The sequence below is a fragment of the Wolbachia endosymbiont (group B) of Eucosma cana genome, from assembly GCF_947250645.1.
GTDB lineage: Bacteria > Pseudomonadota > Alphaproteobacteria > Rickettsiales > Anaplasmataceae > Wolbachia.
The window spans coordinates 331,709-347,014 of the sequence record NZ_OX366334.1 but is presented as its reverse complement, the minus strand read 5'-3'; the positions used below and the strand labels follow the sequence as shown (position 1 = coordinate 347,014).

The window sequence follows — 15,306 nt, the reverse complement described above, 5'->3', positions numbered from 1 at the left end:
AAAAAAGTAGCAGCAAAATAGCTAAACTGACTTAGATTTATCGACAATTTGAAAAATCATCATTCCGCTACTTGTTAGCGGAATCTATGTTCGCACAGTTGTGCTGCCCAACAAACTTATGCTAAACTGTGTTACCACTAATTTTGCAACCGGTACTCTATAGGGTGAGCATGACACATAATCGACCCCTGATTTGATGAAAAACTCTATGGACTGTGGATTCGCTCCATGCTCTCCACATATACCAAGTTTAATTTCTTTTCTGGTTTTTTTGCCCCTTTCGATAGCTATTCTGATTAATTCCCCTACCCCTTCGACATCTAGCACCTCAAAGGGATCGTTTTTGAATATGTTGCTTTCCTTATAAGAATCGAGGAAATTAACTGAATCATCTCGTGAAAGTCCCATAGTTGTTTGTGTTAAATCATTAGTGCCAAAACTAAAAAATTCTGCGTGTTTTGCGAGTTTGTCAGCAATAAGTGCTGCTCTTGGCAGTTCTATCATCGTTCCGATTGAATAATTCACATCGAAATTTTTAGCCTCTTTCTTTACTAACTCGCATATCAGAACAAACTCTTTCTCGCTCATGATAAAAGGAATCATGATTTCAGGTTTCACTTCTATCTTCTTTTCTTTCCTTAATTCACTTGCAGCACTGAGTATTGCCCTAATCTGCATTTTATATATTTCAGGATGAGAAATAGCAAGCCTACAACCTCGATGGCCAAGCATTGGATTTTTTTCTGATAACTGTACTATTTTATTTTTTACTGATTCAACTGACTTATTCAGTGATTTGGCAATTTTCTCTATAATAGATTGATTGTGGGGCAAAAACTCATGTAGAGGTGGATCAAGTAAACGTATAGTAACCTCCCTGCCCTCCATAATAGAAAATATTTCTTTGAAATCAGACTTTTGCATTTCTTCGAGTTTATTTAATGCATTTGCCCTTTCATTTTCATCATCAGCTATTATCAATTTTTGAATGAATTCGATTCTATCACTAGCAAAAAACATATGTTCTGTGCGACATAATCCTATACCTTCTGCACCGAATTCTTTCGCAATTTTTGCATCTTTTGGAGTATCAGCATTCGCTCTCACCTTCACTGTTTTGATTTTATCTACCCAGTTAATTATCGTTTTGAACTCTTGAGATAATTCAGGCAAAACTGTCGGAAGAATACCAAGCATAACCTCTCCTGTTCCTCCGTCGATGGTGATTGGTTCACCTTTATTTACTTTTATATCCCCCATAGAAAGAAATTTTTCATCTTTATCAATATAAAGTCCACTTAGACTACAAATACATGGTTTACCCATTCCACGAGTTACAACAGCGGCATGGGAGGTCATACCTCCCCTCGCTGTTACTATTCCACTTGCAGCATTCATTCCATTAATATCTTCAGGGCTCGTCTCTGATCTTACCAAAATTACTTTTTTACCCTGCTCTGCAGCTTTTTCAGCATCACTTGCACTGAATACTACATATCCAGAAGCAACACCTGGAGAAGCTGGCAGTCCTTTACCTATTACTTCTTGATCGATTTTAACATCAAGAACTGGATGCAATAAATTGTCAAAAGTTTTTGGATCAATTCTCAATATTCCTTCCTCTTTTGTAATCGCTCCTTCTTCTACCATATCAACTATTATGCGAATAGCAGCTTCGGCTGTGCGCTTGCCAGACCTAGTCTGCAAAATCCATAACTTACCGTCCTGTACAGTAAATTCGATATCCTGCATGTCCTTATTATGCCTTTCAAGTTTTTCACATACCGCGCATAATTCTCGGTAGACACTTGGTAGCAACTTCTCCATGGTACTTTCTTGCTCCCCGTCAATTGGCATAGGAGTATAAACACCAGAAACCACATCCTCACCCTGAGCATTAACTAAAAACTCACCAAAAAGCTTTTTTTCTCCAGTTGAAGGATTCCTTGTAAATATCACACCAGTTGCTGAATTATCATTCAGATTACCAAAAACCATTGCTTGTACATTAACTGCAGTTCCAAGGTTTTCAGGAATATTATTTATTTTTCTATAGGAAACAGCTCTATCATTTTGCCAAGAAGAAAACACTGCATTTACTGAATTGAGTAACTGTTCTTCAACGTTCTGCGGGAAATTTTTTCCTATTTTCTCATATACTACATCTTTGAAATCATTAACAATCCCCTTTAAAACATCAACATCAAGATCAGCTAAGCTTTTTGCTCCACTTTTTTGCTGTTCACTATCAATAATGTCTTGAAATAGGTTGTGGTCAAGCTGTAGTACAACATTCGAGTACATCATGATGAAACGGCAGTAGCTATCGTAAGCAAAACGTTCGCCACTTTTTTTTGCAAGACCAACAACGGTTGCATCATTTAGGCCAACATTTAGGACTGTATCGAGCATGCCCGGCATTGAATTCACACTACCAGAGCGTATGGAAACTAATAAAGGATTATTTGAATCCCCGAATTTACAACCGATGTCACTTTCGAGCATCGCCATGTAGTTTTTTATCTCGTTACGTAGATCACAAGACAATTCATTATCTTGACAATAGGCCTGACAAACAGCAGTGGAAATTGTAAAACCAGGTGGAACAGGAATGCCAATGTTACACATCTCTGCCAGATTTGCTCCCTTCCCTCCTAGTAGATTTCTCATTGCTGCATTGCCTTCACAGTTGCTTTGGCTAAAGTAATATATTAACTTTTCTTGCATTTTTTTCGGATTTTCACTAATAAACATACTATACATACTATTCTAATAAATTTGTCAGGCAGGAGTAATAAATTTTGTAAAATTCAGCACAATTAAATAGCCTCTTTTCCTTTCATTCTAGTGTCCCTATTGTCATTCAAGTCTGTCATCTCAATGAACTCTATGATATCATTCCAGCGCATGACGCTGGAATCCAGTTCGTCCATAATCTCAACAAAAACCTTGTGTTTTAGCATAATTTTGTGCTCAATATGCTTATTTATAGTAAAGACTTCTGGATTCCAGCATCAAGTGCTGGAATGACACCGTCATACCTGTTGGAGTATGAATGTAGCCTTATCTCACACTCCTGTCATCCCAGTACTGGGATCCAGAAGACTGATCAAGTAATAAGAACTAGTCACGCGCTGGCTCTCTATAAATTACTTTAGCTATAAGTGTTAAGAAATTTACCAATCAAAAAAAGGCAAAAGAATCCACATGGTGCTAATTTTATTACTGTAATTGATAATGTGCTAACGCTTTAAATAAGCGCGATCTGGCCGAATGTAGAAAAAATAAAAAAGGCATGCAGCCGCCATAATTTCGCCAATAAATACAAGATTTGTCAAGAAGCTTCTATTAAATGAAAGTTATGAAAAAATCTATTGCAAGTCTTTTAATATTCTGTTAAGAGCTGGAACAAATAAAAATTATTATGTTTGGATTAGAGAATAAGAAATTTCTGATTACTGGTGCATCAGGCGGAATAGGCCAGGCAATTGTAGAAATTATGCATAAGGCCAGAGCAACTTTATGTATTTCTAGTACAAAAAAAGAAATACTCGAAGAAGTTGCTAAAAAATATGAAAAAAACATTCACGTACTTCCTTGCAACTTATCAAATCCTGAAGAGGTAAATCAACTAATAAATAAAGCAAGTGAGTTGATGAAAGGCTTTGATGGACTCATATGCAATGCAGGAATTACACAAGACAGCTTATTGTTGAGAATGACAGATGAAGCATGGCAAAAGGTGATTGACATTAATTTGACCTCCACATTTAAGCTAAATAGAGAAGCATGCAAGAAATTCATTAAAAATAATTGGGGAAGAATCATAAATATTTCCTCAATAGTAGGATTGACAGGAAATGCCGGGCAAGCAAATTATGCAGCTTCTAAAGCTGGGATAATAGCCATGAGTAAATCTATAGCAAAAGAAGTTGCAAGTCGTAATGTAACAGTAAATTGTATTGCTCCTGGATTTATAGATACTAAAATGACTGAAGTTTTAAATGAAGGACAAAAGGAAAAAATATTAGATAACATCCCAATGAAAAGAATGGGAACAGGAAAAGAAATAGCAGCAGGAGTATTGTTTTTAGCAAGCGATGAGGCAAAATATATAACGGGACATGTGCTTAACATCAATGGTGGGCTATTTATGTAGCAACACTTATTTATGGACAAATTATAAGTTTTACTTTACAATAAGTATATATATAAATTTATTTTCGCGTTAGTTTATTACTTGGAGGCAAAAGAATGAGCTATATAATAAAAAAATTTTTTAATGCTTTATGTATAGTGCTGTTTCTCTCTTTTTCAGATTACGCAAATGCTGCTAATGATATAGATGATACAACTGCCCAAGTAATATGCAATATTATTGGTTATATTTGGGGAATAGGTGGGCCACTTATGACTGTAGTCATAATAGGTGCAGCTTTGCTTGCAATATTCGGTAGAATGCCATGGCCAGCTCTCTTTGCCTTAGGTATGTTTTGTGGTGTATTTTTTGGTGCCAAAACGATTATAACGAAAATTATACCCAATATAAGCGATGAAGTAAGAGAGACGTTGAATAAGTGTGGGGAAAGATAACCTAAAAATAAGTGTGTTTTTGTGTGTATTGTTCCTTCATATCCTCAATTTGCAGCAAGCAAGAGCTATCTTTCGGTAAAGTTTTAATAGCTAACTCAGCGTATTTCATAAATTTCTCTAAATTACCTTCAATACAAGCCTTTTTCGTCAAAGCAAAATAATACATTGCCATATCAGCGCTACGTTTATATGCAATACTTAAATACTTCCAGACAAAGGCGTTATTTGTTTCTACGCTTGCAACCTGCTCTAGGTAAAAAATTGCCTTCTCTATTTCACCGTGTAATAATAAAGTATGAGATAACGCAAGTTTCACTAAATAGTTATTCTTCTCAGATAAATATCTAAGTGATTCTTCATACATTTTTATTGCTTCACTTAAATTTCCAGCTTTGTATAACATCTCCGCTTTTAATTCATATAAATAAGGATCATTGCGTGACTCTTGAATCAATGAATTAACTTTAGTAATAGCCTCTTCTATCTTTCCTTGCCTATAGTGAATTACAGCATTTACATACTTAGAACTACCTTCATATTTATTAGATAACACATGAATAGGAGCAAAGAAAGAGTCTAGCTTTGCAACCATACGCTCAAACTTCAGCAATTTATCTGCAAGGATTGGTTTTATATTGTTTTTAACCTTATAATTCTGTACAGCAAATATACGCTTATCACTAAGTGGGTGAGTGCGGAAATACTCTTCAGTGTTTTCATGCTCAATACTCTTAAAATAGTCAAAAATCTCTTTCATACCCAAATTATCATAGCCAGATTCATCTAGGTATCTTAAAGCATAGCTATCTGCTACACTCTCTTGCTCTTGAGAATAGTTAAAAAACAACCTTGAACTAAGCGTTACACCACTAAGCAAGATTGCACTCGCAACCTGAGGGTTAATGACAATACTAGAAACTAATCCTACCATATAACTAACCATTGCTATTGATTGAAAATAACCTACAGCACTACTCATTTGTAATACATGACCAGCAGATATATGAGCAATTTCATGTGCTAATATACCAAGTAAGACATAAGGTTCAGTCGAATATTGTAAAAGCCCTAAATGAATGAAAATGCTATTATTGTTAATTACAAAAGCATTAATCGATCTATCATCAACTATAAAAACTTTTATTTTATCATTATCAATACCCGCAGCAGAAAATAAAGGTTGCGCTAGATCCTTAACTACCGCTTCCACTTCACTATCTCTAATAATACTAACAGAGTAAGCGCTATTACAGTATACGAAAAAAAATAGTAAAACAAAAAGCTTAGACATGGAAATTCCTTGTTTGTATAACTTTGAGGAATTTTATATTTTAACACTTAAACTATACGAATCTATAAACGCTAGTTTAAATTTTGAACGTAACTGATAAGTTTATCAATGGTAGTTAACTTAATATTATGTTGTTCAGCAAATTCAAGCAACTGGGGTAAGCGCATCATAGATCCATCATCATTCACTAATTCACAAATAACTGCAGAATGATTACATCCCACTAACTTAGCTATCTCAACACTTGCTTCAGTATGACCAGCACGTTGCTCTACTCCACTCTCATGTGCAATCACAGGAAAAATATGACCGGGAGTTATAATGTCATCCTGAGTTCTATTTTTATCAATAGCAACATGTATAGTTTTTGTTCTATCCTCAGCTGAAACACCCGTAGTAATACCATAACGTGCATCAATTGATGTAGTAAAAGCAGTATGATTTTCACCAATATTTTTTCTTTCCATGAAACTAAGGCCTAACCTTTTCATGTGAACTTTAGTCATTGCTAAACAAACAATCCCTGTACCGTATCTAACCATAAAAGCCACATGTTCTGGCTCTAATTTCTCAGCTAATACAATCAGATCACCTTCATTCTCTCTGTTTTCATCGTCAACTAAAATGAATAATTTACCAGAACTAGCATCCCTCAATACATCTTCCACAGAAGAAATACCGGGTAGACTAATTGAAGGATAAGTTACTTGTACCATGATTTACTTAAACTCAATCTTAACTATTTTATACAATTTCTCTCCATTTGGCACTATCACTTCCACATACTCACCAACTTTTTTGCCAATTAAAGCACTACCGAGTGGTGAATCCGTAGAGATCAACTGCTTTGAAGCATCAGCTTCATATCCACCTACAATCTTATAAACATATTCAATTTCACTGTTATCATCATTTAACATGCTTACCGTAACAGTTGCACCAAATATTACTGAATCACCAAACAAATCTTTCACTTCTATTACTTCTGCATGCGAAAGCTTATTTTCTAACTCGATTATACGACCTTCAATAAAACCTAATCTTTCCCGCGCAGCATGATACTCTGCATTCTCTGATAAATCACCTTGATCACGCGCATCAGAAATAGCTTGTATGATAGAAGGTTTTTCTTCCTTTAATTTCTCAAGTTCGACTTGCATACTCTCAAAACCTTCCCTTGTAATAGGGAACTTGTTAACAATGGATGAAGTCATAATCACCGCCTAAACGCAATTAAATTGAGTGACAAAATCACTCACAATACCAACAATATCATCTTTTATATCATCATTCATGTCACCTGACAACTTTTTTAAAACTCCAGGGTGAACAGTTTGAAAATAATTGATAAGATCACACTCGAACCTATTGATGTTGCTCACCTGTACCTTACTTAATTGACTATACAGATTAGAAAAGATATACATAAGCAATACTTGTTCTTCTATTGACATAGGTGAATGCTGTTTTTGCTTTAATAATTCAATAAGGTATTTACCTTTGTTTAAGGACAATTGAACAGTAGCATCAAGATCAGAACCAAATTTAGCAAAGTCTTCCAGTTCTCTATATTGGGCCAAACTCAGCTTTATAGAACCAGCAACTTTTTTCACAGATTTCAATTGTGCAGCAGAGCCAACCCGAGAAACCGATAAACCTATATTCACTGCAGGGCGAAATCCTTTGTGAAACAATTCAGACTCAAGAAAAATTTGTCCATCGGTAATTGAAATCACATTAGTTGGCACATATGCAGATACATCACCAGCCTGAGTCTCAATAATCGGCAAAGCAGTCAAAGATCCCTGTCCTTTTTCATCAGACATTTTGGCAGCTCTTTCAAGCAAGCGAGAGTGTACATAGAATATATCTCCAGGATAAGCTTCACGACCAGGAGGACGTCTGAGCAATAAGGACATCTGCCTATATGCCACAGCATGCTTAGATAAATCATCATATACCACCAAGCAATGCATTCCATTATCACGGAAAAATTCTCCAATAGTGCAACCGGTATAAGGTGCTAAAAATTGCATAGGCGCGCAGTCAGATGCGCTAGCCACAACTACGGTTGTATACTCTAATGCTCCACTTTCTTTTAGCTTATTCACCACTTTTGCTACCGTCGAAATTTTTTGTCCAATAGCAACATAAACACAGTAAATTTTTTGATTTTCGTTTACCTCATCATTAATCTTCTTCTGATTGATAATAGTATCAATCGCAATAGTGGTTTTACCAATTTGTCTATCACCAATAATTAATTCACGTTGCCCTCTACCTATAGGAATCAACAAATCTATAATTTTAATTCCTGTCTGCAGAGGTTCATGCACAGATTTACGGTCAATAATACCTGGCGCTTTAGATTCTATATACATTTTGTTCTTGGCTCTAATTTCTCCGCCATCGTCTATAGGATCGCCTAATGCATTTACAACTCTCCCTAATAATTCATGACCTACAGGCACCTGTACAACGTCGCCACTACATTTTACAACGTCCCCTTCTTTTACATCACGGTCATTGCCAAGCACAACTATTCCAGCTGTATCATGATCTAAATCAAGAACTATTCCTTCTACACCGCTTGCAAAAGATACCTTTTCACCAAACTTTGCTTTTTCTAGCCCATAGACCAATGTGATACCATCCGTTACTGAAATTACTTCACCTATATTTTCTCGTTTTATAGGATTATCAAATGTCTCAACCTTCTCTTTTATTATGTTTACTACTTCAGAGGCATTTATGCTATTCTTCATATACAATTCCTTATTTTCAACATTTCCATTTTACTCAAATCAACCAATCTATCCAAATAACTCTTAAGCGAAGCATCAATCAAGTTAAAACCATACCTAACTACGAAGCCACCTAGTATAGAAGGATCAACCACATTACTGACTTTTATTATTTTACCAAGAAAGTTCAAAGATTCAGTAATTATTTTTATATCAGGTTTCTTTAAAACCTCTGCTGATTTTATAGTAATTTCCAATTCGTTTTCACTTTCCCTTACAAGATTTAAGAATTTTTCTAATATAAGGATTAATAAACGGGAGCGCTTGTTTGCAAGTGTAACCATAATAAATTTGACTAAGTTTTCACTCAAGTTCTCATTTATAGAAAGTATCGCTTCTTTTTTGTGCACAAGAGAAACCATAGGATGAGATAGGTACACAAAAACATCACTTTGATCTTTAAAAAAAGCTAACAAAAATTCTACTTCTTTTCTTATAATACCTAATCTGCTTCCTGAGACATGAAACAGTGCTCTAGCATAAGATGAAACTAAATTATTGTTTTTCATATTAAATTACCTATTCTAGTAAATCTAAGTTATTTAAGCTACCATTCCTCAATCCAAGCATTTTTTATATAAATAGGCCTTCTCTTTAAGGAAAGAAAACATAAATCATATCTGACTGAATAATCTAAAAAATCAAGATTTTTACTTAAGAAATATTTAGAAGAATTTATAATAGACTGACACTGAAAATGAGATATCGGTACTTCTTTTCCAAATAAACTTGTTTTAACTTCTATAAAAATCAGCTCCCTTTTTTTAGATACAATTAAGTCAATTTCACCCAACTTACAACGGAAGCGACGTTTTATAACATTATAGAATTTCAGCTTTAAATATATCGAAACTAACAATTCTCCAAAGTAACCTACAAAATAGCGTAACCTATTTACCATAAAAAGAATGATTAGCTTTGTGTAACCACTTTGCTTCCTTTTTTATTTTTACTATAAATCTCACCTTTTGCTGAAATATCTCTATCAACTAGCTCTATCACTGCCATTGGAGCGCAATCACCCTTTCGAGTACCAAATTTTATTATTCTAGAATATCCACCTTTACGGTCTTGATAACGATTAGCTAGAACGCTTAATAACTTATCAACTACTAACTTACTATTATGAAGACGTGAAAGCAAAAGCCTCCTACCATGTAAAGAATCGTTATTCTTAGCAATTGTAATAAACTTTTCCACATATGGACGAAGTGCTTTAGCCTTTGGTAAAGTAGTTACAATCTGCTCATGATTAATTAACGAGATAGATAGATTCTTTAACATTGATAACCTATGCTCGGTACAACGAGACAATTTACTTTTTTTTACTCCATGTTTCATACACTACCTAATCCTCCTCAGTATGTTGTTTAGCTAGTTCATCTATATCTTTAGGTGGCCAATTTGGTATATTCATACCCAAAGACAAGCCTAAACTCCTTAAAACTTCCTTAATTTCATTTAAAGACTTTCTGCCAAAATTAGCAGTCCTTAATAATTCACTCTCTGTCTTCGATACAAGATCACCTATATAAACAATATTTTCATTTTTCAGGCAGTTGTGAGACCTAACAGATAATTCCAGTTCCTCTACTTTACGCAATAAAACAGGATCATACCCCAAACCTTTAGCATCACCAGATAAAGAAACCCTCGATCTTTTATCACTTATACTAGAAGTAACAAAAGGCCGCAATTGCTCCTGTAATATTCTTGCAGCATAGTCAATAGCCTGACTTGGAGAGATTGTACCATCAGTTTCAATTGACAATATCAGCTTATCTTTATCAGTAACTTGACCAACACGACTATTCTCTACCTTATACGAAACCCTCTCGACAGGACTATATAAAGCATTAATCGGAATAAAGCCAATTAAATCTTGTTCATTCATAAACTTTAAAAATTCATTTTCTTTATATTTATTTACAGAAAGATAACCTTTTCCACTACCAACATATATAGTAACGTTAAGCTCCACATCTTGACCTAGTGTACATATCACCAAATCTTTATTAACAATAGAGCATTGGTCATCAGTTTCTATCATTCCAGCTAATACTTGACAAGGCCCTTTAGCGCTCAAATTTAAGCACTTATTAGACGTGTTATTTAGCTTACATCTCAACATGCCCATATTTAATGCTATATCAGTTATGTCTTCCCTAACTCCTTGGATCGAAGTAAATTCATGATTCACGCCTTCAATTTTTATTCCATAAACAGCACTACCGCGAAGAGAAGACAACATTACACGCCTTAATGCATGACCCAACGTTAAAGCAAAACCACTTTCCAAAGGTTCTAGAACTATATCACTTTTTTTACTTGAATCACCTGATATTACCTTAATCGCATTAGGCTTAGTTAATCTATCTAAATTTCCACAGAAAGAAACACTATCACTATAATACATACAAAAACCTTCCAAATATCCTATACTCTTCTTTTTTTCCTTAATCTACACCCATTATGAGGTATCGCCGTTTTATCTGCAATTGAAGTGACAGTCAATCCACAATTCCGAAGTGCTTTAACTGCAGCTTCTGCACCAAAACCAGGACCACGAATTATTACAGAAACAACCTTCATACCAAATCTCTCTATTACTTTCTTCGCAGCAGAATCGGCAACCTTACCTGCAGCATAAGGTGTGGATTTTCTCGAACCAGAAAAACCACATGCACCAACAGAAGTCTGGTAAAGCGTATTACCACAAACATCAGTCACATTTACAAAAGTATTATTAAAAGTTGCACGAATATGGACAATACCAGTAATAAACCTTTTTGTATTCTTACCAACCGTTTTAACTTTTTTCATAAAAACTCACGATAATAACAAATTTTATTTTTTCCCAGCAATAGGCAATTTAGATCTGCCTTTACGAGTTTTAGCATTAGTATGGGTTCTTTGTCCCCTCACAGGCAAACCTTTTCTATGCCTTGATCCTCTATAGCAACCGATTTCCATTAAAGATTTTATATCCATAGCCACTTTTTTTCTGAGCTCACCCTCTATGACATATTTTTGCCTAATAAAACTACTAATTTTCTCTATATCTTCATCTTGTAATTCTGAAACACGCTTACGCTCATCAATTTTACAGCTACGACAAATTATATTCGCAGTAGTAATACCTATACCATGTATATAAGTTAATGCAAAAGGAATACACTTCTTCACTGGAACATTTATGCCTGCAATACGTGCCACTGATACCTCGATACTTTATTAATAATAACTCTTAATTTATACCATAAAACAACTTATAGTCAAATCAAATTACAAGAAATTTTACTTTCAATCTCTTGCATTACTCTATCAACACTCAAATTAGCGTTAATTGTTAACAACTTGCCCTTATAATACTCGCGCAAACCCTTCATCTGAAAATGATATTCTCTTATCCTCTTATTAATTGCAAGCATATTAGCATCATCAATTCTCTTCTCCAATCTCGTACTTTTACATTTAGCACAAGTAGTATTTTTAAAAGAAGATATACTATATATACTTTTACAATCCAAACAAGTAAGACGATCTTTTAATCTATCAATTGCAATATTATCGTCAAGCTGCAACTCAATTACAAGATCAACATCCCTATTACATCTTTTTTGCAAAACTTGAGTTAAAAAATGAGCTTGATTTAAATTTCTTGGAAAACCATCTAACAAAAAATCACCATCTATTAATGCAAGCTGGTCACACAATAATTTACATATAACTTCATCTTGAATTAAATTACCAGATTCAACAGTATCCTTTATTTCTTTACCTAATTTACTCCCACTAGATATAATATTCCTTAATAAATCTCCTACTGAAACTAATTTAAAATTATACTTTGCTATTAACAAACTGGACTGAGTACCCTTACCAGAGCCAGGAGGACCAAAAATTGTAATAATCACTTTAGTCTCCTTGTTTTAGACTCATATTTCTTTATCCAACTATCGTACCTATTTGAAAAAACATAAGATTGTACTTGCATAATAGTATCAGTAATAACGTTAACTATAATCAGCAAGCTCGTCCCACCAAAAATAAATGGTATATCATAACGATACCTCATAATTTCAGGTATAGTACATATTACCACCAAATACGCAGACCCAATAAATGTTAATTTAAAAACTATATCTTGAAGATAATCAGAAGTATGTTTTCCAGGCCCTCTACCAGGAATAAAACCACCATTTTTCCTAAGAAAATCAGCATTTTCCTCTGGATTAAATATAAAATTGGTATAGAAAAAATTAAAAAGTACTATGAGTATTAAGTAAGTTATAATGTACATCACTTTATTTGCCATAAAGTAGTTTAAAATAAAATCAGCAATGGCATGACCTTTATAGAAATTTGCAATTGAAATAGGCGTTAATAAAATTGCGTTAGCAAAAATAGTTGGTATTACACCAGATAAATTGATCTTCAATGGAATGTAAGTAAAATCATCATTATGTAATTTTTTAAACTGTTTTTTGGGATATTGAACAATTACCTTTCTATAAGAAGATTCTATAAAAATGACTAAAAGGAGCAGTAAAAAAAACAATGCTATAACAAAAAGGGTAATGAAAAACGACATACTACCATTTTTATTTAATGTTAGCAGAGATGATAAAGCATTATGTAATTCAGATGTTATGCCAGTAAAAATGATTAATGAGATACCATTGCCTATACCGCTCACACTGATCCGCTCACCAAGCCATATTAAAAATATAGTTCCACCTAAAAGGCTAAAGACACCTATAGTACGAAACATAATACCAGGTTCAACTACAACTAATACCCCTTCTCTATTCATTCTTTCTAACCCTATTAAGATCGTAATTGATTGAAAGATACAAAACACTATAGTCATATAGCGTATATAAGAGTTCATCTTTCGACGTCCCAACTCTCCGTCATTTTTAATTTCATTGATTCCTTTAACGGCAGAAGACAATAATTGCATAACTATGGATGCAACTATGTATGGCATAACGTTTAACGCCAAGATCGTCATTCTAGCTAAAGCGCCACCAGAAAATAAATTAAATACTCCAAAAATACCAGAACTCTCTTTTGGAAATATATCATTGATTATATCAAGATTAATTCCAGGAATAGGAACATAAGTGCCTAAACGATAACAAACTAAAGCCATCAGCGTAAAAAATATGCGCTTTAGTAAATCAGTTTTATATAATAACGTAGAACCCAAACTATCAAATGCAAATTTACTGTTCATAATTCATGATAGTATTTCTACACTACCACCAACTGAAGCTACAGATCTTTTTGCAGCTTCTGATGCAAAATCAACATGAAACACAAATTTCTCGCTTAATTTACCCTTATTAAGAAGTTTGATTTTACTTTTTACAGATCTGATAAAACCTAATTTATGCAGTAGCTCCTTATCTATTATAGAATCCTTGACTATTTTTTTAGCTTCCATTAAGCACTGTACATCACCAACATTAAATATAGAGTATAAGTTTTTGCGTATAGGCTTAAAACCTCTTTTAGGTAAACGAGTATATATAGACTGCTGTCCACCTTCAAAACCATTTATAGAAACGCCACTTCTCGCTTTCTGCCCTTTATGCCCCCTACCGGATGTTTTACCTTTACCACAACCAATACCTCTGCCTAATAATTTAGGCTTCTTTTTCTTAGATAATTTGGTAAATACAGAATTTAATTTTACAGCATCATTCATACTTTACCTATTTCCAACTATCTCACTAATCTTTTTACCCCTCTTACCTGCCACTTGGCGAGGAGATAACATAACATCAAAAGCCTTAAATACTGCACATATAATATTATGAGGATCATTTGATCTAGTAGACTTAGCTACCACATCCTTTATACCTAATACCTCAAAAACCGACCTCATTGCTCCACCAGCAATAATACCTGTTCCAGTTCTTGCAGCTCTTAAAACTATCTCACCAGAACAAAATTTAGCTTTAATATCATGATGTAAAGTTCTACCTTCACGTAAGTACACCCTAATCATCGACTTCTTTGCAGCATTTACAGCTTTCACTCTTGCTTCAGCAACCTCTGCGTGTTTACCTATTCCACATCCTACCCTACCCTTACCATCACCAACAACAACCAAAGTTGAAAATGAAAATCTTCTACCACCTTTAGTAACCGTTGTTACCCTTCGGACTGAAACCAAAAGTTCTGATAAATCATTATTATTTTGTAAATTCTTTACAGCCATACTTCAAACCTTCTAAAATTCAAATCCAGAGCTTCTTAAAGCTTCAGCAAATTGAGAAATCAATCCTGTATACTTATATGCCCCCCGATCAAAGACGAACCGCTGCTGCAATTTTGTACTAGACAGACGCTCAATCAATAAAGAAGAAACCTGTTTTATAGTTTCAGCATTGACCCTACCTTTACATACATTCCTAATTTTATCATCTAAAGTAGAAGCAGAAGCTAGGGTTGTTCCTTTTGCATCGTTAATCAACTGAACGTAAAAATGTTTATTAGACTTAAATATGGATATACGTAAACGCCCAGCGCTCTTATCGAGCTTCGCTCTATTACGAAGTTTCCTTTTTTCATAGCTACTTAAAAAATTATACAATCTTTTCATTT

Annotated in this window: 19 protein-coding genes; 2 read left to right on the top strand and 17 right to left on the bottom strand. The window is 34.1% G+C overall.

Translation table 11 applies throughout. The features are described from left to right. Window positions 1-84: 84 nt before the first annotated feature. The gene (ppdK, locus tag OOK99_RS01690) at window positions 85-2,754 is read right to left on the bottom strand and encodes a pyruvate, phosphate dikinase (protein ID WP_264720218.1); all 2,670 of its coding nucleotides are present in this window, start codon (window positions 2,752-2,754) and stop codon (window positions 85-87) included. Window positions 2,755-2,819: 65 nt separating this feature from the next. Beyond that, the gene (locus OOK99_RS01685; RefSeq protein ID WP_264719985.1) at window positions 2,820-2,963 is read right to left on the bottom strand and encodes a hypothetical protein; all 144 of its coding nucleotides are present in this window, start codon (window positions 2,961-2,963) and stop codon (window positions 2,820-2,822) included. A gap of 461 nt (window positions 2,964-3,424) precedes the next feature. Between OOK99_RS01685 and fabG the strand changes: the two genes are divergently transcribed. Together fabG and OOK99_RS01675 are read left to right on the top strand one after the other, a co-directional pair. Continuing rightward, window positions 3,425-4,159, top strand: coding sequence for a 3-oxoacyl-[acyl-carrier-protein] reductase (gene fabG, locus OOK99_RS01680; RefSeq protein ID WP_264719984.1), 735 nt, complete (start codon window positions 3,425-3,427; stop codon window positions 4,157-4,159). Window positions 4,160-4,254: 95 nt separating this feature from the next. Then, window positions 4,255-4,593, top strand: a complete 339-nt coding sequence (locus OOK99_RS01675) for a TrbC/VirB2 family protein (protein ID WP_143689115.1) — start codon at window positions 4,255-4,257, stop codon at window positions 4,591-4,593. 1 nt (window position 4,594) lies between these two features. Here the strand turns inward: OOK99_RS01675 and OOK99_RS01670 are convergent, their stop codons facing one another. The 15 genes from OOK99_RS01670 to rplR form a co-directional block, all read right to left on the bottom strand. After that, window positions 4,595-5,884, bottom strand: a complete 1,290-nt coding sequence (locus OOK99_RS01670; RefSeq protein ID WP_264719983.1) for a M48 family metalloprotease — start codon at window positions 5,882-5,884, stop codon at window positions 4,595-4,597. 71 nt (window positions 5,885-5,955) lie between these two features. Then, window positions 5,956-6,600: a 3,4-dihydroxy-2-butanone-4-phosphate synthase gene (gene ribB / locus OOK99_RS01665; RefSeq protein ID WP_264719982.1), complete on the bottom strand. Its 645-nt coding sequence runs from the start codon at window positions 6,598-6,600 to the stop codon at window positions 5,956-5,958. 3 nt (window positions 6,601-6,603) lie between these two features. Beyond that, window positions 6,604-7,098, bottom strand: coding sequence for a transcription elongation factor GreA (gene greA, locus OOK99_RS01660; RefSeq protein WP_143689117.1), 495 nt, complete (start codon window positions 7,096-7,098; stop codon window positions 6,604-6,606). Between the two features lie 9 nt (window positions 7,099-7,107). Beyond that, window positions 7,108-8,649, bottom strand: a complete 1,542-nt coding sequence (gene atpA / locus OOK99_RS01655; protein ID WP_264719981.1) for a F0F1 ATP synthase subunit alpha — start codon at window positions 8,647-8,649, stop codon at window positions 7,108-7,110. Continuing rightward, the gene (atpH, locus tag OOK99_RS01650) at window positions 8,646-9,197 is read right to left on the bottom strand and encodes an ATP synthase F1 subunit delta (RefSeq protein WP_264719980.1); all 552 of its coding nucleotides are present in this window, start codon (window positions 9,195-9,197) and stop codon (window positions 8,646-8,648) included. Before atpH ends, atpA begins: the two co-directional genes overlap by 4 nt. Before the next feature lie 38 nt (window positions 9,198-9,235). Next, on the bottom strand, window positions 9,236-9,589 hold the full coding sequence (locus OOK99_RS01645; protein ID WP_143689120.1) for a YraN family protein: 354 nt from the start codon (window positions 9,587-9,589) through the stop codon (window positions 9,236-9,238). 11 nt (window positions 9,590-9,600) lie between these two features. Further along, on the bottom strand, window positions 9,601-10,029 hold the full coding sequence (gene rplQ / locus OOK99_RS01640; RefSeq protein WP_143689121.1) for a 50S ribosomal protein L17: 429 nt from the start codon (window positions 10,027-10,029) through the stop codon (window positions 9,601-9,603). 7 nt (window positions 10,030-10,036) lie between these two features. Continuing rightward, complete coding sequence (locus OOK99_RS01635) at window positions 10,037-11,104, bottom strand: DNA-directed RNA polymerase subunit alpha (protein ID WP_264719979.1); 1,068 nt, start codon at window positions 11,102-11,104, stop codon at window positions 10,037-10,039. Between the two features lie 20 nt (window positions 11,105-11,124). Beyond that, a complete protein-coding gene (gene rpsK / locus OOK99_RS01630; RefSeq protein WP_006012273.1) occupies window positions 11,125-11,511 on the bottom strand; it encodes a 30S ribosomal protein S11 in 387 nt (128 codons plus the stop codon). A gap of 24 nt (window positions 11,512-11,535) precedes the next feature. Continuing rightward, window positions 11,536-11,904, bottom strand: a complete 369-nt coding sequence (gene rpsM / locus OOK99_RS01625; protein WP_264719978.1) for a 30S ribosomal protein S13 — start codon at window positions 11,902-11,904, stop codon at window positions 11,536-11,538. 59 nt (window positions 11,905-11,963) lie between these two features. Further along, entirely contained in the window at window positions 11,964-12,605 is a 642-nt protein-coding gene (locus OOK99_RS01620) for an adenylate kinase family protein (RefSeq protein ID WP_264330572.1), read from the bottom strand. Further along, window positions 12,602-13,930, bottom strand: a complete 1,329-nt coding sequence (gene secY / locus OOK99_RS01615) for a preprotein translocase subunit SecY (RefSeq protein WP_264719977.1) — start codon at window positions 13,928-13,930, stop codon at window positions 12,602-12,604. Before secY ends, OOK99_RS01620 begins: the two co-directional genes overlap by 4 nt. Before the next feature lie 3 nt (window positions 13,931-13,933). Next, entirely contained in the window at window positions 13,934-14,404 is a 471-nt protein-coding gene (gene rplO, locus OOK99_RS01610; RefSeq protein ID WP_006012263.1) for a 50S ribosomal protein L15, read from the bottom strand. A gap of 3 nt (window positions 14,405-14,407) precedes the next feature. Continuing rightward, on the bottom strand, window positions 14,408-14,920 hold the full coding sequence (gene rpsE / locus OOK99_RS01605; protein ID WP_010404712.1) for a 30S ribosomal protein S5: 513 nt from the start codon (window positions 14,918-14,920) through the stop codon (window positions 14,408-14,410). A 12-nt stretch (window positions 14,921-14,932) separates the two neighbouring features. Next, window positions 14,933-15,304 carry a 50S ribosomal protein L18 gene (rplR, locus tag OOK99_RS01600; RefSeq protein ID WP_127464117.1) on the bottom strand — a complete coding sequence of 124 codons (372 nt, stop codon included), beginning with the start codon at window positions 15,302-15,304 and terminating at the stop codon, window positions 14,933-14,935. Window positions 15,305-15,306 lie beyond the last annotated feature (2 nt).

Coding starts and splice junctions, on each gene's coding strand:
- rplO (WP_006012263.1), bottom strand. CDS start 14,404: ATGAATGATGCTGTAAAATTAAATTCTGTATTTACCAAATTATCTAAG.
- OOK99_RS01670 (WP_264719983.1), bottom strand. CDS start 5,884: ATGTCTAAGCTTTTTGTTTTACTATTTTTTTTCGTATACTGTAATAGC.
- atpH (WP_264719980.1), bottom strand. CDS start 9,197: ATGAAAAACAATAATTTAGTTTCATCTTATGCTAGAGCACTGTTTCAT.
- rplQ (WP_143689121.1), bottom strand. CDS start 10,029: ATGAAACATGGAGTAAAAAAAAGTAAATTGTCTCGTTGTACCGAGCAT.
- rplR (WP_127464117.1), bottom strand. CDS start 15,304: ATGAAAAGATTGTATAATTTTTTAAGTAGCTATGAAAAAAGGAAACTT.
- rpsE (WP_010404712.1), bottom strand. CDS start 14,920: ATGGCTGTAAAGAATTTACAAAATAATAATGATTTATCAGAACTTTTG.
- OOK99_RS01635 (WP_264719979.1), bottom strand. CDS start 11,104: ATGTATTATAGTGATAGTGTTTCTTTCTGTGGAAATTTAGATAGATTA.
- greA (WP_143689117.1), bottom strand. CDS start 7,098: ATGACTTCATCCATTGTTAACAAGTTCCCTATTACAAGGGAAGGTTTT.
- OOK99_RS01685 (WP_264719985.1), bottom strand. CDS start 2,963: ATGCTAAAACACAAGGTTTTTGTTGAGATTATGGACGAACTGGATTCC.
- rpsK (WP_006012273.1), bottom strand. CDS start 11,511: ATGAAAAAAGTTAAAACGGTTGGTAAGAATACAAAAAGGTTTATTACT.
- ribB (WP_264719982.1), bottom strand. CDS start 6,600: ATGGTACAAGTAACTTATCCTTCAATTAGTCTACCCGGTATTTCTTCT.
- atpA (WP_264719981.1), bottom strand. CDS start 8,649: ATGAAGAATAGCATAAATGCCTCTGAAGTAGTAAACATAATAAAAGAG.
- secY (WP_264719977.1), bottom strand. CDS start 13,930: ATGAACAGTAAATTTGCATTTGATAGTTTGGGTTCTACGTTATTATAT.
- ppdK (WP_264720218.1), bottom strand. CDS start 2,754: ATGTTTATTAGTGAAAATCCGAAAAAAATGCAAGAAAAGTTAATATAT.
- OOK99_RS01675 (WP_143689115.1), top strand. CDS start 4,255: ATGAGCTATATAATAAAAAAATTTTTTAATGCTTTATGTATAGTGCTG.
- fabG (WP_264719984.1), top strand. CDS start 3,425: ATGTTTGGATTAGAGAATAAGAAATTTCTGATTACTGGTGCATCAGGC.
- OOK99_RS01645 (WP_143689120.1), bottom strand. CDS start 9,589: ATGGTAAATAGGTTACGCTATTTTGTAGGTTACTTTGGAGAATTGTTA.